This is a genomic window from Enterobacter cloacae complex sp. ECL414 (assembly GCF_021869685.1).
Taxonomy (GTDB): Bacteria; Pseudomonadota; Gammaproteobacteria; order Enterobacterales; family Enterobacteriaceae; genus Enterobacter; species Enterobacter kobei.
The window spans coordinates 753245-777208 of the sequence record NZ_CP091481.1 but is presented as its reverse complement, the minus strand read 5'-3'; the positions used below and the strand labels follow the sequence as shown (position 1 = coordinate 777208).

General features: G+C 55.2%; 18 protein-coding genes. 10 read left to right on the top strand and 8 right to left on the bottom strand.

Annotation, left to right across the window (positions count from 1 at the left end):
- Positions 1-43: 43 nt before the first annotated feature.
- Complete coding sequence (gene acnB, locus L3068_RS03595; RefSeq protein WP_023332097.1) at positions 44-2641, bottom strand: bifunctional aconitate hydratase 2/2-methylisocitrate dehydratase; 2598 nt, start codon at positions 2639-2641, stop codon at positions 44-46.
- An 891-nt stretch (positions 2642-3532) separates the two neighbouring features.
- On the opposite strand from acnB, the gene L3068_RS03590 reads away from it, so the two are divergent.
- Positions 3533-5086: a DUF3300 domain-containing protein gene (locus L3068_RS03590; RefSeq protein WP_063434187.1), complete on the top strand. Its 1554-nt coding sequence runs from the start codon at positions 3533-3535 to the stop codon at positions 5084-5086.
- Positions 5087-5096: 10 nt separating this feature from the next.
- Positions 5097-5888, top strand: coding sequence for a DUF2950 domain-containing protein (locus L3068_RS03585; RefSeq protein WP_117580917.1), 792 nt, complete (start codon positions 5097-5099; stop codon positions 5886-5888).
- A gap of 63 nt (positions 5889-5951) precedes the next feature.
- On the opposite strand, the gene traT is transcribed toward L3068_RS03585, so the two are convergent.
- From traT to pdhR, 5 genes are all read right to left on the bottom strand, one after another.
- Positions 5952-6683 (bottom strand): conjugal transfer complement resistance protein TraT, encoded by a 732-nt coding sequence (gene traT / locus L3068_RS03580; RefSeq protein ID WP_014882569.1) that lies wholly within the window; start codon positions 6681-6683, stop codon positions 5952-5954.
- A gap of 194 nt (positions 6684-6877) precedes the next feature.
- The gene (lpdA, locus tag L3068_RS03575) at positions 6878-8302 is read right to left on the bottom strand and encodes a dihydrolipoyl dehydrogenase (RefSeq protein ID WP_014882568.1); all 1425 of its coding nucleotides are present in this window, start codon (positions 8300-8302) and stop codon (positions 6878-6880) included.
- Positions 8303-8477: 175 nt separating this feature from the next.
- Positions 8478-10373, bottom strand: a complete 1896-nt coding sequence (gene aceF, locus L3068_RS03570) for a pyruvate dehydrogenase complex dihydrolipoyllysine-residue acetyltransferase (protein ID WP_014882567.1) — start codon at positions 10371-10373, stop codon at positions 8478-8480.
- 14 nt (positions 10374-10387) lie between these two features.
- On the bottom strand, positions 10388-13051 hold the full coding sequence (gene aceE / locus L3068_RS03565) for a pyruvate dehydrogenase (acetyl-transferring), homodimeric type (protein ID WP_014882566.1): 2664 nt from the start codon (positions 13049-13051) through the stop codon (positions 10388-10390).
- Positions 13052-13174: 123 nt separating this feature from the next.
- On the bottom strand, positions 13175-13939 hold the full coding sequence (gene pdhR / locus L3068_RS03560) for a pyruvate dehydrogenase complex transcriptional repressor PdhR (protein ID WP_014882565.1): 765 nt from the start codon (positions 13937-13939) through the stop codon (positions 13175-13177).
- A 263-nt stretch (positions 13940-14202) separates the two neighbouring features.
- Here pdhR and L3068_RS03555 point away from each other — a divergent pair, with 263 nt between their 5' ends.
- From L3068_RS03555 to L3068_RS03540, 4 genes are all read left to right on the top strand, one after another.
- Positions 14203-14430 carry a hypothetical protein gene (locus L3068_RS03555; protein WP_078309342.1) on the top strand — a complete coding sequence of 76 codons (228 nt, stop codon included), beginning with the start codon at positions 14203-14205 and terminating at the stop codon, positions 14428-14430.
- A gap of 45 nt (positions 14431-14475) precedes the next feature.
- Positions 14476-15846, top strand: coding sequence for an aromatic amino acid transporter AroP (gene aroP, locus L3068_RS03550; protein ID WP_014882564.1), 1371 nt, complete (start codon positions 14476-14478; stop codon positions 15844-15846).
- Positions 15847-16009: 163 nt separating this feature from the next.
- Positions 16010-17407 (top strand): glycoside-pentoside-hexuronide (GPH):cation symporter, encoded by a 1398-nt coding sequence (locus L3068_RS03545; protein ID WP_117580915.1) that lies wholly within the window; start codon positions 16010-16012, stop codon positions 17405-17407.
- Positions 17408-17417: 10 nt separating this feature from the next.
- Positions 17418-18368 carry a glycoside hydrolase family 43 protein gene (locus tag L3068_RS03540; protein ID WP_117580913.1) on the top strand — a complete coding sequence of 317 codons (951 nt, stop codon included), beginning with the start codon at positions 17418-17420 and terminating at the stop codon, positions 18366-18368.
- An 18-nt stretch (positions 18369-18386) separates the two neighbouring features.
- On the opposite strand, the gene ampE is transcribed toward L3068_RS03540, so the two are convergent.
- Positions 18387-19241: a beta-lactamase regulator AmpE gene (gene ampE, locus L3068_RS03535; RefSeq protein ID WP_023332090.1), complete on the bottom strand. Its 855-nt coding sequence runs from the start codon at positions 19239-19241 to the stop codon at positions 18387-18389.
- Positions 19242-19250: 9 nt separating this feature from the next.
- A complete protein-coding gene (gene ampD / locus L3068_RS03530; RefSeq protein ID WP_023332089.1) occupies positions 19251-19802 on the bottom strand; it encodes a 1,6-anhydro-N-acetylmuramyl-L-alanine amidase AmpD in 552 nt (183 codons plus the stop codon).
- Between the two features lie 87 nt (positions 19803-19889).
- Between ampD and nadC the strand changes: the two genes are divergently transcribed.
- From nadC to hofC, 4 genes are all read left to right on the top strand, one after another.
- Complete coding sequence (gene nadC, locus L3068_RS03525; protein WP_014882559.1) at positions 19890-20783, top strand: carboxylating nicotinate-nucleotide diphosphorylase; 894 nt, start codon at positions 19890-19892, stop codon at positions 20781-20783.
- Positions 20784-20956: 173 nt separating this feature from the next.
- Entirely contained in the window at positions 20957-21394 is a 438-nt protein-coding gene (ppdD, locus tag L3068_RS03520; RefSeq protein ID WP_014882558.1) for a prepilin peptidase-dependent pilin, read from the top strand.
- A 10-nt stretch (positions 21395-21404) separates the two neighbouring features.
- Positions 21405-22787: a type II secretion system protein GspE gene (gspE, locus tag L3068_RS03515; RefSeq protein WP_045281047.1), complete on the top strand. Its 1383-nt coding sequence runs from the start codon at positions 21405-21407 to the stop codon at positions 22785-22787.
- Positions 22777-23961 carry a protein transport protein HofC gene (gene hofC / locus L3068_RS03510; protein ID WP_063614430.1) on the top strand — a complete coding sequence of 395 codons (1185 nt, stop codon included), beginning with the start codon at positions 22777-22779 and terminating at the stop codon, positions 23959-23961. The genes gspE and hofC overlap by 11 nt, the downstream gene beginning before the upstream one ends.
- Positions 23962-23964 lie beyond the last annotated feature (3 nt).

Below are 23964 nucleotides of genomic sequence, written 5' to 3'. Positions count from 1 at the left end.
GGTGCAAACACTAAAAACCGTCTCGTAGAGACGGTTTGGCTGTTTATACTGCCGTCTGGAAGATAACCCCGTCAGCCTTCTCGGTGTACTGAGAGAGCTGGTCGAAGTTCAGATAGCGATAGGTGTCCACCGCCGTCTTATCTACCTGAGCCACAAAGGTCTGGTACTCTTCCGGCGTTGGCAGCTTGCCAATCAGCGCCGCAACCGCAGCCAGCTCCGCAGAAGCCAGGTAAACGTTCGCACCGGTACCTAAACGGTTCGGGAAGTTACGGGTAGAGGTGGAGACCACCGTCGCACCGTCCGCCACGCGCGCCTGGTTACCCATACACAGGGAACAACCTGGGATTTCGATACGCGCACCACTCTTACCAAACACGCTGTAGTAACCTTCTTCCGTCAGCTGTGCGGCATCCATACGGGTTGGCGGTGCCACCCACAGGCGGGTCGGCAGCTGGCCTTTATGGGTATCCAGCAGCTTACCGGCAGCACGGAAGTGACCGATGTTGGTCATGCAGGAGCCGATGAACACTTCGTCGATCTTATCGCCCTGCACATCAGAGAGCAGACGCGCATCGTCAGGATCGTTCGGCGCACACAGGATTGGCTCTTTGATATCCGCCAGATCGATGTCGATCACCGCCGCATACTCTGCGTCAGCGTCCGCTTCCAGCAGCTGCGGATCCGCCAGCCATTTCTCCATGCCCTGAATACGACGCTCCAGCGTACGACGGTCGCCGTAGCCTTCTGCAATCATCCACTTCAGCAGCACGATGTTGGAGGTCAGATACTCAATAATCGGCTCTTTGTTCAGCTTGATGGTACAGCCCGCCGCAGAACGCTCAGCGGAGGCATCGGTCAGCTCGAACGCCTGCTCCACTTTCAGATCCGGCAGACCTTCGATTTCCAGAATGCGGCCAGAGAAGATGTTTTTCTTCCCTTTCTTCTCAACGGTCAGCAGGCCCTGTTTAATCGCATACAGCGGGATCGCGTGAACCAGGTCGCGCAGGGTGATACCCGGCTGCATTTTACCTTTGAAGCGCACCAGCACTGATTCCGGCATATCCAGCGGCATCACGCCGGTCGCAGCCGCAAATGCCACCAGACCGGAGCCCGCCGGGAAGGAGATACCGATAGGGAAACGGGTGTGGGAGTCACCACCGGTACCCACGGTATCCGGCAGCAGCATGCGGTTCAGCCAGGAGTGGATAACACCGTCACCTGGACGCAGGGAGACACCGCCACGGTTCATGATGAAGTCTGGCAGCGTGTGGTGCGTGGTCACGTCAACCGGCTTCGGATACGCCGCTGTGTGACAGAAGGACTGCATCACCAGATCAGAAGAGAAGCCCAGGCACGCCAGGTCTTTCAGTTCGTCACGGGTCATTGGGCCGGTGGTGTCCTGAGACCCCACGGAAGTCATCTTCGGCTCACAGTATGCGCCAGGGCGAATACCCGCAACGCCGCACGCGCGACCCACCATTTTCTGCGCCAGCGAATAACCACGGTTGCTTTCCGCAACATCTTTCGCGTGACGGAACACGTCTGAGTGCGGCAGGCCCAGCGCTTCACGCGCTTTGGTGGTCAGGCCACGACCGATGATCAGCGGGATACGGCCACCGGCACGCACTTCGTCGATCAGCACGTCGGTTTTCAGCTCGAAGCTTGCCAGCAGTTCGTTAGTGTCGTGGTTACGCACTTCGCCTTTATACGGGTAGACGTCAATCACGTCGCCCATGTTCAGGTTACTGACATCCACTTCAATTGGCAGCGCACCTGCATCTTCCATGGTGTTAAAGAAGATAGGGGCAATTTTGCCGCCGAGGCACAGGCCGCCGCCGCGCTTGTTAGGCACGTGCGGAATGTCGTCACCCATGAACCACAGTACGGAGTTGGTTGCGGACTTACGGGAAGAACCGGTACCCACAACATCACCCACATAGGCCAGCGGGAAACCTTTCTCCTGAAGCGCTTCGATCTGTTTGATCGGGCCGACGCTACCCGGCTGATCCGGCTCAATGCCTTCACGGGCGTTCTTCAGCATCGCCAGGGCGTGAAGAGGGATATCAGGACGAGACCACGCATCCGGCGCCGGAGAGAGGTCATCGGTGTTGGTTTCACCGGTCACTTTGAAGACGGTCACGGTAATTTTTTCTGCCAGGGCCGGACGGTTGAGGAACCATTCGGCGTCCGCCCAGGACTGCATCACCTGCTTCGCATAGACATTGCCCGCTTTGGCTTTTTCTTCGACATCGTAGAAGTTATCGAACATCAGCAGCGTTGAAGAGAGCGCTTTCGCGGCAATCGGTGCCAGCGTGTCGTTATCCAGCGCGTCAATCAGCGGATGAATGTTGTAACCACCCTGCATAGTGCCGAGCAGTTCAATGGCTTTTTCAGGAGTAACCAGTGGGGAGGTGGCTTCGCCTTTGGCGATAGCAGCAAGGAATCCGGCTTTTACGTAGGCAGCTTCATCTACGCCAGGCGGTACGCGGTTGATCAGCAGATCTAACAGGAATTCTTCTTCGCCCTTAGGCGGGTTCTTCAGCAGCTCGACGAGCGCGGCCATTTGGGTTGCATCTAACGGTTTGGGTACAATTCCCTCGGCGGCACGTTCTGCTACGTGCTTACGGTATTCTTCTAGCACGACGGTTCTCCTCGCTCTCATTGTCATATGCGGCGGGCGTTCTCTTCACGCTCCTGTGAGACAGCAGTTTGTAGGGTAAATGCCCGATACCGCGTCGGGCAGCATAGCAGGATTTCTGCACAGTGTTAATCTGTTTACAAAAAAGCAACATTAAAATATTTGCTGAATCGTTAAGCATGGTGTAGCGGGGAAACGAGACGAATTCGGGGTACAAAAAAACCGCCTCACAGCGGTTAATTTGTTGCCTTGCGGTGGTAGCACACCGGGTTGGCAGATTTGCGGCAACATCAACGTGAGAGATTGTGCATCACCGCCTGTTGGCTTGCAAGCCGCTATCGCGATTTTGCGTAGCGCCTTCCCATTTCGTATGAAAGCCCATGTAATTGCATTTTTTGCCTTCTTCAGATCCCTTGAACTGACTATTCTTCTCCGCGGCCTGCTCCGCTGGTGTAGCAACCAGTCACCGGGCCCGGGAGCAGTTCCGTAACCTACGCGGCAACATCAACTTGCCTGGTTCTGCCTTTCCCGGTGAAGAATGAACCCGCGTAGCCTGTACAGGAACGCATGCAATGGAGATGCGAATCACTGCGCTGATCGTTGCGATCGGTTTACTGCTTACCGCACTACACGGTGGCTGGAACATATCCGACATCACGGTGCTGTTCGTCGTCAACCTCGGCAACTAGCTGCTGGCCGCTCGCAAGGGCGGCCTTCTGAAACCCCGACGGTTTTTCAACCATCCGATATAATTGTGTAATAAATATTCACACTCTTTGTCCGGACAAAATCGACGCTTCCCAAGAAAAGTCAAAACCGTAAAAGACGGGTGAATAATACTCACGCCAACCGTAACGCCTCACGGCACAGCGCTTGTCTCGTTGGAGTCACTATATGAAGTTGCCCTTTAAGCCACATCTGCTCGTCCTTCTGTGCAGTACCGGGCTGTTTGCCGCCTCTGGCGTGATGTTTGTCAAAAGCCGTGCATCAGAGCCTGTCGCTCCCGCGCCTGTCACCCAACAACAGGTGGCAACACCTGCGGCCCAACCCGCTCCCGTTGTCGCACCAGCTTACACGGCCGCGCAAATCGATCAGTGGGTCGCCCCGATTGCGCTCTATCCGGACGCGCTGCTGTCTCAAATTTTAATGGCATCGACCTATCCGGCCAACGTTATCCAGGCCGCGCAGTGGTCAAAAGATAACCCCAACATGCAGGGCGATGCCGCAATTCAGGCGGTGGCGAGCCAGCCGTGGGATCCCAGCGTGAAATCGCTGGTGGCGTTTCCTCAGTTAATGTCGCTGATGGGCGGGAATCCGCCGTGGGTACAAAACCTCGGCGATGCGTTTCTCGCGCAGCCGAAGGACGTGATGGATTCCGTTCAGCGCCTGCGCGCGCTGGCGCAGAAGACCGGCGCTTTACAAACCACGCCTCAGCAGACGGTCACCACCGTGACAAAACCGGCGCCAGCGAAAACCAGCACCACTGAAACAACGACAGCCACGACTTCCGCGCCCGCCCCAACGGTAATCAAAATTGAATCTGCCGATCCGCAGGTTGTTTATGTCCCTACCTATAACCCCAATACGGTTTACGGTACCTGGCCAAACACCGCGTATCCGCCAACCTATCTCCCGCCCTCGCCTGGCGAGCAATTTACCGACAGCCTGGTGAAAGGCTTAGGCTTTAGCCTGGGCGTGGCGACAACCTACGCCATCTTCAGCAATATCGACTGGGATGACGATGATGACTGGGATCATCACCATCATGACGATGACTGGGATCACGGCGGCTATAATCGCAACGGTGATAACAACATCAATATTAACGTTCAGAACTTTAATAAAATCAGTGGTCAGCGTCTGACGGACGCCAGCCGCACCTGGCAGCACAACCCGGCCTATCGGGAAGGTGTGCCCTACCCGACAAACCAGCTCAACACGCGCTTCCACTCCACCAACACGGCTACGGGGCTCAGCGCAACACAGCAAAAACCGGTTAGCCGCGATAGCCAGCGTCAGGCCGCCCTCAGCCAGATGGAGAAATCGACAGGCAAAACCTTCCCACAGACTGCGCACCCGGGGATTAAAGATGCACAGCGGCAGGCCTCAAGCGAACAGCTGAAGCAGATTTCTCAGCGCAGCAACTACCGTGGCTATGACACCAAACCTCAGACGGCGAAGCGGACAACCACACAGCAGCGCGAAAACCGCCAGACCGCAACGCAGCGACAGGAGAAACGAATCTCACAACCTGCGCAGCAACACGCGCTACAGCAGCGAACCAGTCAGCCCCGGGCGAATGCGCTGAGCGGTAACGACAGTCGCTCCGCCAACTGGCAAGCCCAGCAGCAGCGTGGTTCGCAAAGCAGACAACTGGCTGCCCGTCATCAGCCGCCGCGTCAGGCATCCGCCGGACGTGTTGAACACCGTGAATTCCGTCATCGATAAGGGAGCAAACATGAAAAATAAACTTCTCTGTGGAATGGTGGTGTTCATGATGTCGGCGTCCGCGATGGCGCAGCAATCTTTCAGCACGCCAGAACAGGCAACAGATGCGCTGGCCAGCGCCATCAGCGAGCAAAACGAAAGTGCGATGAGCAATCTGCTCGGCGAAAACTGGCGCGACTTTCTGCCGCCTGAAGGGGTAGATCCTGATGCCGTTGCTCGCTTCCTGCGTGACTGGAAAGTCCGGCACAACACGGTCGTCGAGGGTAACACAGCACATCTTGCTGTCGGAGACAGCGGCTGGCAGCTTCCCATCCCGGTGGTTAAAACCGCTTCCGGCTGGCAATTTGACATGAAAGAAGGGGCCGAGGAGATCCTGACCCGCGAGATTGGGCGTAACGAGCTTGCCGCCATTGAAGCCTTACATGCCTATGTGGATGCCCAGCAGAACTATTTTGCGCTGAACCAGAAATACGCGCAGAAAATTGTCAGCGCGGACGGGAAAAAGGATGGTTTGTACTGGCCCGTCTCGCCAGGCGAAACGCCAAGCCCACTTGGTCCGGCGTTCAGTCCGAAAGAGCCTGGGGCGGGATACCACGGCTATCGCTTCCGCATCCTGCCGGATAATAACGGTTTCGCGATGGTGGCCTGGCCGGTCAGCTATGGTCAAACCGGCGTGATGAGCTTCGTGATAAACCAGAACGACAAGGTTTACCAGTCCGATCTCGGTCGCGATTCTGAGCAGAAAGCCCGGGCGATGACCGCGTATAACCCGGATAAAACCTGGCAGCCCGTCGAACCCTGAGTAATGTCAACGGACCACGTTTTGTAGGCCGGGTAAGGCGAAGCCGCCACCCGGCTATTTTACTTACAGAATATTTGCCACTGATTTCGCCAACTGCGCTTCCAGAACTGGTTTCGCTTCTTCGAATTTCAAATTGACCTTGTTAGCATTCGATACCACGCGGGTCTGATACTTCGCGCGATCGCCCTGCTCGCTGCTGGTTTGCAGCTTCACGCCGGACGTACCCTGACGCAGCGCCGCAATGTTATCGGTGGTGACTTTCGCTTTGCTACGCTCAGAGATCTGCAGGTCGGTAACCATGGTGTAGTTCACATCTTCTACCATCGCATCTGCCGCCATGCCAATTAGCCCAGCCGCCAGACCCACGCCCAGCGCGGCGCCAGAGGAGTTGCTGTTGTAGGCGGTAATACCGGCACCCAGAGCGGCCCCCACGGCGGCGCCTTCATAGCCGGTTTTCAGGTAGCCCTGAGACTCGCGCAGGTCCATTTTGTCTGCTTTAAGGACGTTAGCCTGCACCCAGTAGTATGCGCTGTCAGGTGAGGACGTTACCTTATACCCTTTAGCGCTCAGATCGTTTGCCAGCAGCGTCTGGAGGTTGCTCATGTCTTTATCGGAGGTGTTTTTAACCTGGATGTAGACCGTTTTTTCACTAGAAGGCTCAAGCCAGATGGTCTCACTCATCTGGGTTTTCACTTCCAGGTTGCGTTTTTTCACGGCAGTCGTCATCGCGCCACATCCGGTCAGCGTCATGACTGACGCCAGTAAGCCAATTCCCACAACTTTCTTTAAAGACATGCGTTTTCCTTTTTTCGTGTAATTAAAAGTCCAGAACCCCTGAACAGCGCAGCCAGTAGCCACACAACGGTGAAAAAAGTATCGGCAGATGAAGAGGAATTTTTAGCGGAAATATCAACGAGATGACTACCAATTTGGGTAGTTTCAGGGCAAAAAAAACGCCTCCGGAGAGGCGTTTAGCAATCAAAAGAAACTTATTTCTTCTTCGCTTTCGCGTTTGGCAGGTCGGTGATGCTACCTTCAAACACTTCTGCCGCCAGGCCCACGGACTCGTGCAGAGTCGGGTGAGCGTGGATGGTCAGCGCGATGTCTTCCGCGTCGCAACCCATTTCGATCGCCAGACCGATTTCACCCAGCAGCTCGCCGCCGTTGGTCCCGACAATCGCACCACCGATCACGCGGTGAGTCTCTTTGTCGAAGATCAGTTTGGTCATACCGTCTGCGCAGTCGGAAGCGATAGCACGGCCAGAAGCAGCCCACGGGAAGGTGGCGGTTTCGTAGCTGATGCCTTTCTCTTTCGCTTCTTTCTCAGTCAGACCCACCCATGCCACTTCTGGCTCGGTGTACGCGATAGATGGGATCACTTTCGGATCGAAGTAGTGTTTCATGCCGGCGATAACTTCAGCGGCAACGTGACCTTCGTGAACACCTTTGTGTGCCAGCATTGGCTGACCGACGATATCGCCGATAGCAAAGATGTGCGGCACGTTAGTGCGCAGCTGTTTGTCAACGCGGATAAAGCCACGGTCGTCCACTTCCACGCCAGCTTTGCCCGCGTCGAGGTTTTTACCGTTCGGCACACGGCCGATAGCCACCAGCACGGCGTCGTAACGCTGTGGTTCGGATGGGGCTTTTTTGCCTTCCATGGAAACGTAAATACCGTCTTCTTTAGCTTCAACGGCAGTTACTTTGGTTTCCAGCATCAGGTTGAATTTCTTGCTGATACGTTTGGTGAAGACTTTAACGATGTCTTTGTCTGCAGCCGGGATAACCTGGTCGAACATTTCAACCACGTCAATGTCTGAACCCAGCGCATGGTACACGGTACCCATTTCCAGACCGATGATACCGCCACCCATAACCAGCAGGCGCTTAGGAACGGTTTTCAGCTCCAGTGCATCGGTGGAATCCCACACGCGCGGATCTTCATGTGGAATGAATGGCAGTTCGATTGGGCGAGAACCTGCCGCGATGATCGCGTTGTCGAAGTTGATCACGGTTTTGCCGTTTTCGCCTTCCACTTCCAGGGTGTTCGCACCGGTGAATTTACCCAGACCGTTTACCACTTTCACTTTACGGCCTTTGGCCATACCCGCCAGACCGCCGGTCAGCTGAGTGATAACTTTCTCTTTCCAGGTACGAATTTTGTCGATATCGGTTTTCGGCTCGCCGAAGACGATACCGTGTTCAGCTAGCGCTTTGGCTTCTTCGATCACTTTCGCGACGTGCAGCAGCGCTTTAGAAGGGATACAGCCGACGTTCAGACAAACACCACCGAGGGTGTTGTAACGTTCTACGATGACGGTTTCCAGACCTAAATCCGCGGCGCGGAATGCTGCGGAATAACCTGCCGGGCCTGCCCCAAGTACTACGACCTGAGTTTTGATTTCTGTGCTCATCATGACCTCTTAATTTATACCCGTCGTCCACCGGGTCGTTCTATCCGCCCGCATTTTACAAAATTGTTAACAATTTTGAAACAACAAACGGCTCATGAATTTTTGCTTACGCCAGTAACCTCAAAAACAGCATGAGATTACCAGAAAAAAGCCGGCCGACTGGCCGGCTTTTCGATTACATCACCAGGCGGCGAATGTCGCTCAGCATGTTGTTGATGATGGTGATGAAACGCGCACCATCAGCACCGTCGATCACGCGGTGGTCGAAGGACAGAGAGATTGGCATCATCAGACGCGGCACAAACTCTTTACCATTCCACACCGGCTCCATCGCGGACTTGGACACACCGAGGATAGCCACTTCCGGCGCGTTCACAATCGGCGCGAAGTGGGTAGTGCCCAGGCCGCCGATGCTGGAGATAGTGAAGCAGCCGCCCTGCATTTCGCCGGCAGTCAGCTTACCATCACGCGCTTTTTTGGAGATGGTGGTCAGTTCACGGGACAGCTCAGTGATGCTCTTCTTGTTCACGTCCTTGAAGACCGGAACAACCAGACCATTTGGCGTATCAACCGCAACACCGATGTTGATGTATTTCTTCAGCGTCAGCTTCTGGCCGTCTTCAGACAGGGAGCTGTTGAAGCGTGGCATCTGCTCAAGTGCAGCGGCAACGGCTTTCATGATGAAGACCACTGGGGTGAATTTCACGTCCAGTTTACGCTTCTCAGCTTCGGCGTTCTGCTGTTTACGGAACGCTTCCAGATCGGTGATATCGGTTTTGTCGAAGTGCGTAACGTGCGGGATCATCACCCAGTTACGGCTCAGGTTAGCACCAGAGATTTTCTGGATACGGCCCAGTTCCACTTCTTCGATTTCGCCGAACTTGCTGAAGTCCACTTTCGGCCATGGCAGCATGCCCGGGATACCGCCGCCAGCGGCTGCAGCAGGTGCAGCTTCGGCACGTTTCACCGCGTCTTTCACGTAGGTCTGAACGTCTTCGCGCAGGATACGCCCCTTACGGCCAGTCCCTTTCACTTTCGCCAGGTTCACACCGAACTCGCGCGCCAGCCGACGAATGAGCGGGGTGGCGTGGACATACGCGTCGTTTTCAGCGAACTCAGATTTTTCTGCTTTCGCAGCAGGTGCAGCAGCAGGTTTAGCAGCCTGAGCCGGTGCAGCAGCCGGTGCTGGAGCAGCAGCGGCAGCCGGAGCGGCGGCAGGCGCAGCGCCTTCCACTTCGAAGACCATGATCAGAGAGCCGGTAGACACTTTGTCGCCAGTGCTGATTTTGATCTCTTTAACGGTACCCGCGAACGGCGCAGGAACTTCCATGGAAGCTTTATCGCCTTCAACGGTGATCAGTGACTGTTCAGCGGCAACTTTGTCGCCCACTTTCACCATCACTTCCGTCACTTCAACTTCGTCACCGCCGATGTCCGGTACGTTAACGTCTTTCGCGCCGCCAGCAGCAGCCGGTGCAGCGGCCGGAGCCGGAGCAGCAGCCTGAGCAGGCGCGGAAGCAGGTGCAGCACCCGCCACTTCGAAGACCATGATCAGGGAGCCAGTAGACACTTTGTCACCGGTGTTGATCTTGATCTCTTTAACGGTACCCGCGAACGGCGCAGGGACTTCCATAGAGGCTTTGTCACCTTCTACGGTGATCAGTGACTGCTCAGCCGCAACGGTGTCGCCCACTTTCACCAGGATTTCGGTGACTTCAACTTCGTCACCGCCGATGTCAGGCACGTTCACTTCTTTTGCTGCGGCGGCAGCTGCTGGAGCAGCAGCCGGAGCGGCTTCTTTCTTCTCTTCCTGCGCAGGTGCAGCAGCTGCTGCACCGTCGGCGGAATCGAAAATCATGATCAGTTTGCCGGTCTCGGTTTTATCGCCAACAGAGACTTTAATCTCTTTAACGATGCCAGCCTGAGGAGACGGGACTTCCATAGAGGCTTTGTCGCCTTCTACGGTGATCAGCGACTGTTCAGCTTCAACTTTGTCGCCCACTTTGACCAGGATCTCGGTGATTTCAACTTCATCAGCCCCGATGTCCGGTACATTGATTTCGATAGCCATTATTCTTTTACCTCTTACGCCAGACGCGGGTTAACTTTATCTGCATCGATGTTGAATTTGGTAATTGCGTCCGCAACCACTTTCTTATCGATTTCGCCACGTTTAGCCAGTTCGCCCAGTGCTGCTACAACCACGTAAGAAGCATCAACTTCGAAGTGGTGACGCAGGTTTTCGCGGCTGTCTGAACGACCGAAGCCGTCAGTACCCAGTACGCGATAATCATCAGCTGGAACGTAAGTACGAACCTGCTCAGCGAACAGTTTCATATAGTCAGTAGACGCCACCGCTGGCGCGTCGTTCATCACCTGAGCGATGTACGGAACGCGTGGAGTTTCCATTGGGTGCAGCATGTTCCAGCGCTCACAATCCTGGCCATCACGAGCCAGTTCAGTGAAGGAGGTCACGCTGTACACGTCGGAACCGACACCGTAGTCCTTCGCCAGGATCTGTGCGGCTTCACGCACGTGACGCAGGATAGAGCCGGAGCCCAGCAGCTGAACTTTACCTTTGCTACCTTCAACAGTTTCGAGTTTGTAGATACCTTTACGGATACCTTCCTCGGCACCTGCTGGCATTGCCGGCATGTGGTAGTTTTCGTTCAGGGTGGTGATGTAGTAGTAAATGTTCTCTTGCGCTTCACCGTACATGCGCTGCAGACCGTCATGCATGATGACTGCCACTTCGTACGCGTAAGACGGGTCGTAAGAGATACAGTTAGGGATAGTCAGAGACTGAATGTGGCTGTGACCATCTTCGTGCTGCAGACCTTCACCGTTCAGGGTCGTACGACCAGAAGTACCACCGATCAGGAAGCCGCGAGCCTGCTGGTCGCCTGCCTGCCAGCACAGGTCACCGATACGCTGGAACCCGAACATGGAGTAGTAAATGTAGAACGGGATCATCGGCAGGTTGTTGGTGCTGTAAGATGTCGCAGCAGCCAGCCAGGATGCGCCTGCACCCAGCTCGTTGATACCTTCCTGCAGGATCTGACCTTTCTCGTCTTCTTTATAGTAAGCAACCTGCTCACGGTCCTGCGGGGTGTACTGCTGGCCGTTCGGGCTGTAGATACCGATCTGACGGAACAGACCTTCCATACCGAAAGTACGCGCTTCGTCGGCGATGATTGGCACCAGACGATCTTTGATCGACTTGTTCTTCAGCATCACGTTCAGGGCACGAACGAAAGCGATAGTGGTAGAGATCTCTTTGTTCTGTTCTTCGAGCAGCTGAGAGAAGTCTTCCAGCGCTGGCAGTTCCAGCTTCTCGGTGAAGTTAGGCTGACGAGCTGGCAGGTAGCCTTTCAGCGCCTGACGACGTTCGTGCAGGTACTTGTGCTCTTCAGAACCTTCCGGGAAGGTGATGTAAGACAGGTTTTCTACCTGCTCATCGGTCACTGGAACGTTGAAACGGTCGCGGATATAACGCACGCCGTCCATGTTCATTTTCTTAACCTGGTGAGCGATGTTTTTACCTTCTGCGGTATCACCCATGCCGTAACCTTTGATGGTATGGGCCAGGATAACAGTCGCTTTACCTTTGGTCTCACGCGCTTTTTTTAGTGCCGCGTAGATTTTCTTCGGATCGTGACCACCACGGTTCAGCGCCCAGATCTGCTCATCAGTCCAGTCTGCAACCAGTGCGGCGGTTTCAGGATATTTACCGAAGAAGTGCTCACGCACGTAGGCACCGTCTTTGGATTTGAAGGTCTGGTAGTCACCGTCAACGGTTTCGTTCATCAGCTGGATCAGTTTACCGCTGGTGTCTTTACGCAGCAGTTCGTCCCAACGGGAACCCCACATGACTTTGATTACGTTCCAGCCAGCACCCGCGAAGATGCCTTCCAGTTCGTTGATGATCTTGCCGTTACCGGTTACCGGACCATCCAGACGCTGCAGGTTACAGTTGATGATGAAGCACAGGTTGTCCAGCTTCTCACGGGTTGCGATGGTGATCGCACCTTTAGATTCTGGCTCATCCATTTCGCCGTCGCCCAGGAAGGCGTAAACGGTCTGCTCAGAGGTGTCTTTCAGACCACGGTGTTCCAGATATTTCAGGAATTTAGCCTGATAGATCGCACCGATTGGACCCAGACCCATGGATACGGTCGGGAACTGCCAGAATTCAGGCATCAGTTTAGGGTGCGGGTAAGAAGACAGACCTTTACCGTGAACTTCCTGACGGAAGTTGTTCATCTGCTCTTCAGTCAGACGACCTTCCAGGAATGCACGTGCATAGATGCCCGGAGAGATGTGGCCCTGGAAGTACACCAGATCGCCGCCGTCTTTCTCGTTCGCTGCACGGAAGAAGTGGTTAAAGCACACTTCGTAAACGGTCGCAGAAGACTGGAAGGACGCCATGTGGCCACCCAGCTCCAGATCTTTCTTGGACGCGCGCAGAACAGTCATGATGGCGTTCCAGCGGATAGCTGAACGGATACGACGTTCCAGATCCAGATTGCCCGGGTATTCCGGTTCGTCTTCAACGGCAATCGTGTTTACGTAGTTGCTAGCCCCTGCACCTGAAGCAACCTTCACGCCGCCTTTGCGGGCTTCAGAAAGCAGCTGATCAATCAGATACTGAGCGCGCTCAACACCTTCTTCACGGATGACCGATTCGATCGCCTGTAGCCAGTCGCGAGTTTCGATCGGATCCACGTCATTTTGGAGACGTTCTGACATGGGGGTATTCCTTATCTATCTAATACGTTGATTTGTCTGGAACCTGTCCCATTGTGCTCTTCGGCAAGAACACAATAAGACAGGTTCTGCGTTTAGTTGCCGCGCTCTAAAAGTACCTGGCGCTTAATCCTTTCGTTGCTGTATGCGGCGTAATGAACGTTCGCGACGCGATTGTTCACGGCTGCGGTCCAGCAAGATTTCCTCAATGAAAGCCAGGTGACGGTGCGACGCTTCGCGCGCCTGCTCCGGTTCCCCGGCCATTATCGCCTCGAATATTCGGGTGCGATGGTTGCTTACCAGTGGGAGCATCTCCCGACGGGCATACAACAATTCAAAATTCTGACGAACGTTCTGGGCCAGCATCGGCTCCATGCAGCGTAGCAGATGGAGGAGCACCACATTGTGTGCCGCTTCGGTGACGGCGATTTGATACTGGACGACGGCGCTGGACTCGGCGTCTAAATCGCCGGACTGCTGTGCCCGTTCAATGGCCTGATGCAGCTCGCGGATACGCACGCGATCTTCATCAGTGCTGCGAAGGGCGGCGTAATAGGCCGCAATACCTTCCAGCGCGTGACGGGTCTCAAGCAGGTCAAACTGGGATTCTGGGTGGTCAGAGAGAAGTTCTACCAGCGGATCGCTGAAGCTCTGCCACAGGCTGTTTTGCACAAAGGTTCCGCCGCCCTGGCGACGAAGCAGCAAGCCCTTTGCTTCGAGGCGTTGAATCGCCTCACGCAGAGAGGGACGTGAAACGTCGAACTGTTTTGCCAGTTCGCGTTCTGGCGGAAGTTTCTCACCCGGGCGCAGAGTCCCTTCGAGGATTAAAAACTCCAGCTGCTGCTCAATCACATCAGATAGTTTTGGTTGGCGAATTTTGCTGTAGGCCATATTCCCTGTCTTACGCCTTTTTGCCCGGAGTCAATTGGTCTTACCAATTTATATTTCGTATCGCTAAAGTAACAAAGTATTCACCTTCTGTCCATATTGGTTTTGATTGAAATCAGTAAACCCTGCACATTTTAACAACCTTACAGAAATAACGTTTCAGAAATGTAACTTTGCACAAATGAGTTGATTACTCCCAAAGTGGGAGTTTTAACCATAATGAAACGAGGGTTTTTGCAATCTGAAGCGATTCAACAAGGCAAATTATGAAAATTCGCCCACTTAAGGCGCATTTCTATTCTATAGGTTGGGGTAAGAAGCGAGAGCGGAGTGATTTACAAATGCTTTCTTTTTATTCAACTCGTCATCAGCCCTTCATAAAGCAGGTGCATTCACAGGCACTTACCACTATTCTGGCGCTTACGGAAGTCATCTCCGCTTTTTTCGGTTCGTTTAACCGTAAAGAAATAAATACAGAATATGGATTTTCATAATTACACACGCACAGCGTGACATAACAACCACACACGAGGTTTCAAATGGAAGCTCAACAGCACGGCGATCAGCTAAAGCGCGGGCTAAAAAACCGCCATATTCAGCTCATCGCACTGGGCGGTGCTATTGGTACCGGCCTGTTTCTGGGCAGCGCATCCGTAATCCAGTCTGCCGGTCCGGGCATTATTTTGGGTTACGCGATTGCGGGTTTCATTGCTTTTCTGATCATGCGCCAGTTAGGTGAAATGGTTGTCGAGGAGCCGGTCGCTGGCTCCTTTAGCCACTTTGCCTATAAGTACTGGGGCAGCTTTGCCGGTTTCGCCTCCGGCTGGAACTACTGGGTACTGTACGTTCTGGTTGCCATGGCCGAGCTGACTGCCGTCGGGAAGTATATTCAGTTCTGGTATCCCGACATCCCAACCTGGGTTTCTGCTGCAGCTTTCTTCGTCATTATCAACGCCATTAACCTCACCAACGTAAAAGTGTTCGGTGAGATGGAGTTCTGGTTTGCCATCATCAAAGTGATCGCCGTCGTGGCGATGATTATCTTTGGCGGCTGGCTGCTGTTCAGCGGCAACGGTGGCCCACAGGCAACCGTGCGTAACCTCTGGGAACAGGGCGGCTTCCTGCCTCACGGCATGACTGGTCTGGTGATGATGATGGCCATCATTATGTTCTCTTTCGGCGGTCTGGAACTGGTGGGTATCACCGCCGCAGAAGCCGACAATCCTGAGCAGAGCATCCCGAAAGCGACGAATCAGGTTATCTACCGAATTCTGATCTTCTATGTGGGCTCGCTGGCGGTCCTGCTCTCCCTGCTGCCATGGACGCGCGTCACTGCCGACACCAGTCCGTTTGTGCTGATTTTCCACGAACTGGGTGATACCGTCGTGGCGAACGCGCTCAATGTCGTGGTGCTGACCGCGGCGCTTTCCGTGTACAACAGCTGCGTATACTGCAACAGCCGTATGCTGTTCGGCCTGGCCCAGCAGGGCAATGCGCCGAAGATGCTGCTCAACGTTGATAAACGCGGCGTGCCGGTCAACACCATCATTGTTTCAGCCATCGTGACGGCGCTGTGCGTGCTGATTAACTACATGGCGCCGGAATCCGCATTTGGCCTGCTAATGGCGCTGGTGGTCTCTGCACTGGTCATCAACTGGGCGATGATCAGCCTGGCGCACATCAAGTTCCGCCGCGCGAAACAGCAGCAGGGCGTGACGACGCGCTTCCCTGCCCTGCTCTATCCGCTGGGTAACTGGATCTGCCTGCTGTTTATGGCGGCCGTGCTGGTGATCATGCTGATCACGCCGGGTATGGCAATCTCCGTCTACCTGATCCCGGTCTGGATTGCCGTGCTGGGCGTTGGCTATCTCTTCAGCCAGAAAAGCCGCAAGGCCATGAAGGCCCACTAAGCCTCCTCCGCGGTACCTGCTTTTGCGGGTACCGCGCGTTGTTACCTCCCTCACACTTTCATCCCTACAGCGTTTTTATCCATATCACCGCCCTGATACTGCAACGCATATATTCGTTTGCCAGCAAATAATTCTCTCCATACCGAAACCCGGAGAGCAGTCTATGGATAACGCTAAACTGTCAGTAAAAGAAAAGATCGGCTATGGGATGGGCGATGCAGGTTGCAACATCATCTTTGGCGCCATCATGCTGTTTGTTAACTATTTTTATACCGACATATTTGGCCTCGCGCCTGCGCTGGTGGGGGTCTTACTGCTGTCGGTCCGTGTGATTGACGCCGTCACCGACCCTATCATGGGGGCAATTGCCGACCGCACCCGCAGTAAATATGGCCGTTTTCGTCCATGGCTGCTGTGGATTGCCTTCCCCTACGCGCTGTTCAGTATTCTGATGTTCACCACACCGGAGTGGAGCTATAACAGCAAAGTTATCTATGCGTTTGTCACCTACTTCCTGCTCTCATTAACCTATACGGCCATCAACATCCCTTACTGCTCGTTAGGAGGGGTGATCACCAACGATCCGAAAGAGCGTGTGGCCTGCCAGTCCTACCGCTTCGTGCTGGTCGGCATCGCCACGTTGCTGCTGTCATTGACGCTGCTGCCGATGGCCGACTGGTTTGGCGGGGATAACAAAGCCAAAGGCTACCAGATGGCAATGACCGTACTGGCGCTGATTGGCACCTGCATGTTCCTGTTCTGCTTCGCCACCGTGCGCGAGCGCGTGCGCCCGGCGGTGCAGACCCACGACGAGCTGAAAAATGACCTGAAAGACGTGTGGAAAAACGACCAGTGGGTGCGAATTTTGCTCCTGACCCTGTGCAACGTCTGCCCGGGCTTTATCCGCATGGCGGCAACCATGTATTACGTCACCTGGGTGATGGGCCAGAGCACCCACTTCGCCACCATATTTATCAGCCTGGGGGTTATCGGCATGATGCTTGGCAGCGTGCTGGCAAAAGTGCTGACCGACCGCTGGTGTAAACTGAAGGTCTTCTTCTGGACCAATATCGTGCTGGCGATATTTTCCTGCGCCTTCTATTTCTTCGACCCGAAAGCCACCGTCACCATCGTGGTGCTCTACGTTCTGCTGAACATCCTGCACCAGATCCCGTCTCCGCTGCACTGGTCGCTGATGGCTGACGTGGATGACTACGGCGAGTGGAAAACCGGGAAACGCATCACCGGGATCAGCTTCTCCGGCAACATTTTCTTCCTGAAGCTGGGTCTGGCGATTGCCGGGGCAATGGTCGGTTTTCTGCTCTCCTGGTACGGTTACGACGCAGGCGCAAAAGCGCAAAGCGCGGAGGCCATTAACGGTATCGTACTGCTGTTTACCGTTATTCCTGGCGTTGGATACTTAATTACCGCGGGCGTTGTACGCCTGCTGAAAGTGGACCGCGAAACCATGAAGATGATCCAGTCCGATCTGGAAAAGCGCCGCGCCAACTACCGCGAGCTGAACGCTTATCAGGAACTCAAAGCCGCAGAGACAAAATAAGGAAAGTTGCATGCAAACCTGGCCAAACCCGTTTATTGAACAACGCGCCGACCCGTACATTTTACATCATGAGGGGCAATACTATTTTATTGCCTCCGTGCCGGAGTACGACAGGCTGGCTATCCGCCGTGCTGACTCGCTGGAGGGCTTGCGCAGCGCCGAAGAGATAGTGGTCTGGCGCAAACCCGACACCGGTCCAATGAGCCAGTTGATTTGGGCCCCAGAACTGCATCACATCGACGGGAAGTGGTACATCTATTTTGCCGCGACGCACACCCAGGCGCTTGATAGCCTCGGCATGTTCCAGCACCGAATGTTTGCGCTGGAGTGTACCGACAGCGATCCGCTCGCCGGTACGTGGGTCGAGAAGGGGCAAATAAAAACGCCATTCGACACTTTCGCCCTCGATGCCACCACCTTTGTCCATCAGGGGAAACGCTGGTATCTGTGGGCGCAAAAAGCGCCGGATATCGCCGGAAACTCCAACCTTTATCTGTGTGAAATGGAAAATCCGTGGACGCTGAAAGGCGAGCCGGTGATGCTCAGTAAACCTGAATATGACTGGGAATGCCGCGGATTTCTGGTTAATGAAGGTCCGGCGGTGCTGGTTCACGGCGACAAGCTGTTTATCAGCTACTCCGCTAGCGCCACCGATGAGAACTACTGCATGGGGTTATTGTGGATAGACCTGAATGCCGATCCGCGACAGCCGGCGAACTGGCACAAATCTGCGCGTCCGGTGTTCGTTACCAGCTACGAAAATCGTCAGTACGGCCCGGGTCACAACAGCTTTACGCAAACGCCGGAAGGGGAAGATGTGCTGGTGTATCACGCGCGGAATTACACCGAAATTGAGGGCGACCCGCTGTACGATCCGAATCGCCATACCCGACTGAAGCTTGTCCGCTGGAATGAAAGCGGGATGCCTGATTTCGGCATCCCGCTTGCGGATACGCTATAGCGTTTGCGGCGCGCTGGCTTACACCAGCGTGCCGTAAATGGTCAGCAGCGCCACCACCACCACCACCACAAACGACGTTTTCTTTGCCATTGAAACCGCCGCTTTTGGCGTTTCAATCTTGTCGGTATGCGGCTCTCGCGCCAGGGAAAACTGCGCCAGACGGGTTAACACCTGATACTGCGAGGTGTGTCGGTCGCCCAGAGACGCAAACCACGCTGGCAATGCTTTTTCACCGTGGCCAATGAGCGCATACACCACACCCACCAGACGCACCGGCAGCCAGTCGAGCACATGCAGGATGGCATCAATGCCGGAGAGCAAACGTTCATGCGGCGTCAGATAACGGGCAAGCCAGGTCTGCCAGGCACGCAGGAACGCGTACCCCATCAGCAAGACGGGTCCCACCGGGCCGCCCACCACAAACCAGAACAGCGGCGCGAGGTAGTAACGGAAGTTAATCCACAGCAGCGCATTTTGCAGCTCGCGCAGGAACTCGCGCTCGTCGCAATCCGGCGGCACGCCGTGGATCATCGTCAGTTCGCTCGCCATGGCACCGCGCGCGTGGGCATCATCGCGGGAGGCCGCTTTAAGATAAGCGTGGTAGTGCAAACGCACCTTGCCCGCACCAATGCACAGCACGCCAAGCAGGATCCACACCACCAGCAGCGGCACATTGAAAAAGAGTCCGTACAGCGCGCGCAGCAGCAGGAAGGTAATCACCATCACACCCGCCATCATCAGCAGCGTGCGCAGCATGGAAAAGTGCCTGATGCGGCGGAATAACACCTCCAGCCGGTGATCCAGATGCCAGTGCTCACCGAGCTTGAACAGACGTTCAGCGATGATAACCAGCAGCATGGTAAACAACGTCATGGTATCTCCTTATTCTGACGACGCGGTGAGCATGGCGCGAAAGCGGGGCCAGTCAAATGCCGGGCCAGGATCGGTTTTTCTCGCCGGAGCGATATCACTGTGTCCGGTAATGTTGTCGGCGATTGCCGGGTAGAGTCCGATAAGCGTACGGGTCACAGCCGCTAACTGTTGATACTGTGAGTCGGTGTAGGGCGTAGTATCCGTGCCTTCCAGCTCGATCCCAATGGAGAAATCGTTGCACCGTTCGCGCCCGTGATACATCGACACCCCGGCATGCCAGGCGCGCTTATCAAAAGGAACATACTGAACCACCTCACCATCACGACGAATCAGACAGTGAGCCGACACGCGCAAATGCGCAATCTCAGCGAAGAAAGGATGGGCATTGGGATCTATCGTTCCCGTGAATAACGCATCGATCCACGGGCCGCCAAATTCACCCGGCGGGAGACTAATATTATGAACCACCAGCAGTGTGGGCTTTTCATCCTCCGGGCGGCAATCGTGGTGCGGCGAGGGTACACGCCGCGCATCCACCAGCCATCCGTTTTCTAACAACATGCTGGAACTCCTTCTGTATGGTGCAATGACTCGGTTCAGAGTAGCATGTTTCAATATTATGATTCGTTACCAATTTGGAGTTTTATCATGCCGCCTCGCCGCTACAACCCCGACCACCGACGTGAAGCACTTCTGGAACGTATTAATATGGATATTCCGGCAAGCGTTGCCCATGCGTTAAAAGAAGACCTTGGGGGTGACGTAAATGCCGATAAAGACATTACCGCACAATTATTGCCAAAAGAGACACGTTCCCACGCGGTCATTATTACCCGTGAAGAGGGCGTTTTTTGCGGCAAGCGTTGGGTTGAAGAGGTATTTACTCAACTGGCGGGCGATGATGTGCAGGTGACCTGGCACGTTGAAGATGGTGATGCGATTACAGCCAATCAGCCGCTGTTCGAGCTGGACGGTCCCTCGCGCGTCTTGCTGACCGGCGAACGCACCGCGCTCAATTTTGTACAAACGCTCTCTGGCGTCGCCAGCGAAGTGCGTCGCTATGTTGACCTCCTGGCCGGCACCCACACTCAGCTGCTGGATACCCGCAAAACGCTGCCAGGCCTGCGCACTGCGCTGAAGTACGCGGTGCTCTGTGGGGGCGGCGCCAACCATCGACTGGGCTTATCCGATGCCTTCCTGATCAAAGAGAACCACATTATTGCGTCGGGTTCCGTGCGCCAGGCCGTTGAGAAAGCCTTCTGGCTGCACCCGGACGTCCCTGTTGAAGTGGAAGTCGAAAGCCTGGAAGAGCTGGAGCAGGCCGTTAAGGCCGGAGCCGATATCATCATGCTCGACAATTTCGAAACTGAGCAGATGCGCGAGGCGGTAAAACTGACTAACGGCCGCGCCCAGCTTGAAGTTTCCGGGAACGTCACGTTCGACACGATCCGTGAATTCGCCGAAACCGGTGTGGACTACATCTCCGTCGGCGCGCTGACCAAACACGTTCGCGCCCTTGACCTCTCCATGCGCTTCAAATAACACGCTTCCCCTCTCCGCCCGGAGAGGGGAATTTCAGTCCTGTTCGCAAATCCGTTGTTCTTCCCTGCAACACTGCATGAATTCTCTGAAGCCCCTTTCCCGTTCCCTTTTTTGCCCCTCGTTTCTCTCCTTTCGCGCTGCCAGAGTAGCGCCACTTTGCATAAGGAGCAGATATGGACAGACAACAAGGATTCACACTCATTGAGCTGATGGTGGTCATTGGCATTATTGCGATTCTGAGCGCCATCGGCGTTCCCGCCTATCAGAACTACCTGCGTAAAGCCGCCCTCACCGATATGCTGCAAACCTTCATTCCCTATCGCACTGCCATTGAGCTTTGCGCGCTCGATCACGGTGGCGTGGAGAGCTGTGACGCAGGCAGTAACGGCATCCCTTCCCCGACGACGACGCGTTACGTCTCAGCAATGAACGTGGCAAAAGGGATCGTGACCTTGACGGGTCAGGAGAGTCTCAACGGACTGACGGTGACCATGACGCCACAGTGGAATAACGGCAACGGTATGACAGGCTGGACGCGTGACTGCAACATCAGTGCTGACAGCGAGCTTAAGCAGGCCTGTGAAGACGTCTTCCGCTTCGACAATAACTGAGGGGCGGACAATGAACACCGATCAACTCGTGGCACTTTGCCTTCGCCATCATGCTCTGCTGCTCACCAGCGACAGTGACATGGTCAGCATTGCCGTCGTGGGAAGCCCCGCACCTGAACTGATGGAAGCCCTGCGCTTCGCAACGCAGAAACGGATTGATATCGAGTGCTGGAGCGCTGAACGCATGGAAAAGCATCGGCAGTTAAGCGCGCAATCGCATCTGCCTAACGTTTCGCAGGCACATTCCGCGGTGGATATCCTCAACCACACGCTGCAACAGGCGATAAACCAGCGCGCCTCCGACATCCATATTGAACCGATGGAGCACGCGTGCCAGATTCGCTTACGTATCGATGGCGTACTTTGCCCGCAACCTCCGCTTTCCGCCGCGCTGGCAACGATGCTCAGCGCCCGGTTAAAAGTGCTGGGTAATCTGGATATTGCTGAACGCCGCTTACCGCAGGATGGTCAGTTTACCATTGAGCTGACAAACGAGCCGGTCTCGTTTCGTATCGCCACGCTTCCCTGCAACGGCGGTGAGAAAATTGTGCTGCGCCTGCTGCATCAGGTTCAGCAGGCTCTTGAACCGAAAGCACTCGGCATGAGCGCTGAGCAGCTGGCCTGTTTTACTGCTTCACTGCACCAGCCTCAGGGGCTGATTCTGGTTACCGGCCCCACAGGCAGCGGCAAAACCGTCACCCTCTATAGTGCGTTACAGGCGCTTAACACCCCTGACGTCAACATCTGCAGCGTAGAGGATCCCATTGAAATCCCGCTTGCGGGATTGAATCAGACGCAGATTAACCCGCGAGCGGGCCTGACATTTCAGAGCGTGCTAAGGGCGCTGCTGCGTCAGGATCCGGATATCATTATGGTTGGCGAAATTCGTGATGGCGAAACGGCAGAGATCGCTATTAATGCCGCGCAGACCGGGCACCTGGTATTGTCGACGCTGCATACCAACTCGACAACGGAAACCCTGATTCGCCTGGAGCAGATGGGCGTCGCGCGCTGGATGATCTCTTCCGCACTCTCTATGGTGATCGCCCAACGGCTGGTTCGGCGTCTTTGTCCACATTGCCGACAGCAAAACGGGGAGCATTCGGGCTTACCCCGCCCGGTTTGGCCGCGACCACTTCCCCGCTGGCAACCCACAGGCTGCGATCGTTGCTATCACGGTTTTTACGGCCGGGTGGCGATTTTTGAAGTACTGGCAATCGACAACCCTCTGCGTCAGGCAATTGCCAGCGGGGCAGGCACCGAGGTGATAGAAGCCAGTGCCCGGCAGGCAGGGTTAATCTCGCTGTTTGAACACGGCTGTATGGCCATTGAGCAAGGGCTAACCACGCTCGAAGAATTATTGCGTGTTTTGGGTATGCCCGATGGCCACTAATCACCTCTGGCGCTGGCGAGCCCTCTCCACAGAAGGAGAACCCCGAAGCGGGACACTCTGGGCCACAGACCGCAACGCGGCCTTCACCAGACTAATGCGGAACGACCTGCATCCTCTGGCCCTCTCCCGATGCCCTCAGAGACACCGCTGGCGTCCTCATCACTGCTACGAGATGTTTCGCCAGCTCGCCACGCTGCTGCAGGCCGGACTAACGCTTGCGCATAGCCTGCAAATGCTGGCTGACCAGCATCCATCAGAACCGTGGCGGGCACTGCTGCAAAGCGTTGCCGATGAACTCAGTGAAGGGTGCCCTTTTTCTGAGGCGCTCAGGCGGTGGCCCACGGTCTTTACCCCATTGCATATCTCAATGGTAAAAACGGGTGAGCTGACAGGGAAGCTGGAAGAGTGCTGTCGCCAGCTCGCCCAGCAACAAAAAGCGCAGCAGCAGCTCGGTCAGAAAGTGAAAAAAGCGCTGCGCTACCCGGCGATCATCCTGACGCTGGCGGTACTCGTCGTACTCGCCATGGTCACCCTGGTGTTGCCCGAGTTCGCCGCAATCTACAAAACGTTTAACACTCCCCTTCCGGCGCTGACGCGGATGGTGATGGGTATATCCGCGTTTATGCAGTCCTACGCTCTCGCACTGTTCGCGGTGCTGCTTGTTCCGTTAACCGCAGCCTGGACTCTGCGTCACACGCCTCGCTGGCAGCGATTTCTTCTGCATCTACCTGTAATGGGGGCGCTGGCGAAAGGGCAAAAGCTGGGGCAGATCTTCACCGTACTGTCGCTCACGCAGCAGGCAGGCATTGCCTTTTTACAGGGGCTTGAGAGCGCAGAAGAGACCGTCGAAAGCCGCTACTGGCAAGGGATCCTTCGCAGAATACGCGAAGATATTGAAAAAGGGCTTCCCGTCTGGTCATCCTTTCAGAAAGCGGCAATGTTTACCCCGCTCTGTATTCAGCTTTTACGAACGGGCGAAATGTCAGGTTCACTGGACATCATGCTGGCAAACCTTGCTCGTCATCATACGGAGCAAACTTTTCAGTTGGCCGACAATCTGGCAGCACTCCTGGAGCCGTTACTACTGGTTGTCACGGGGGTCATCATCGGCACGCTAGTGGTGGCAATGTATTTGCCCATTTTCCATTTGGGGGATGCGATGAGCGCGGGATAGCCA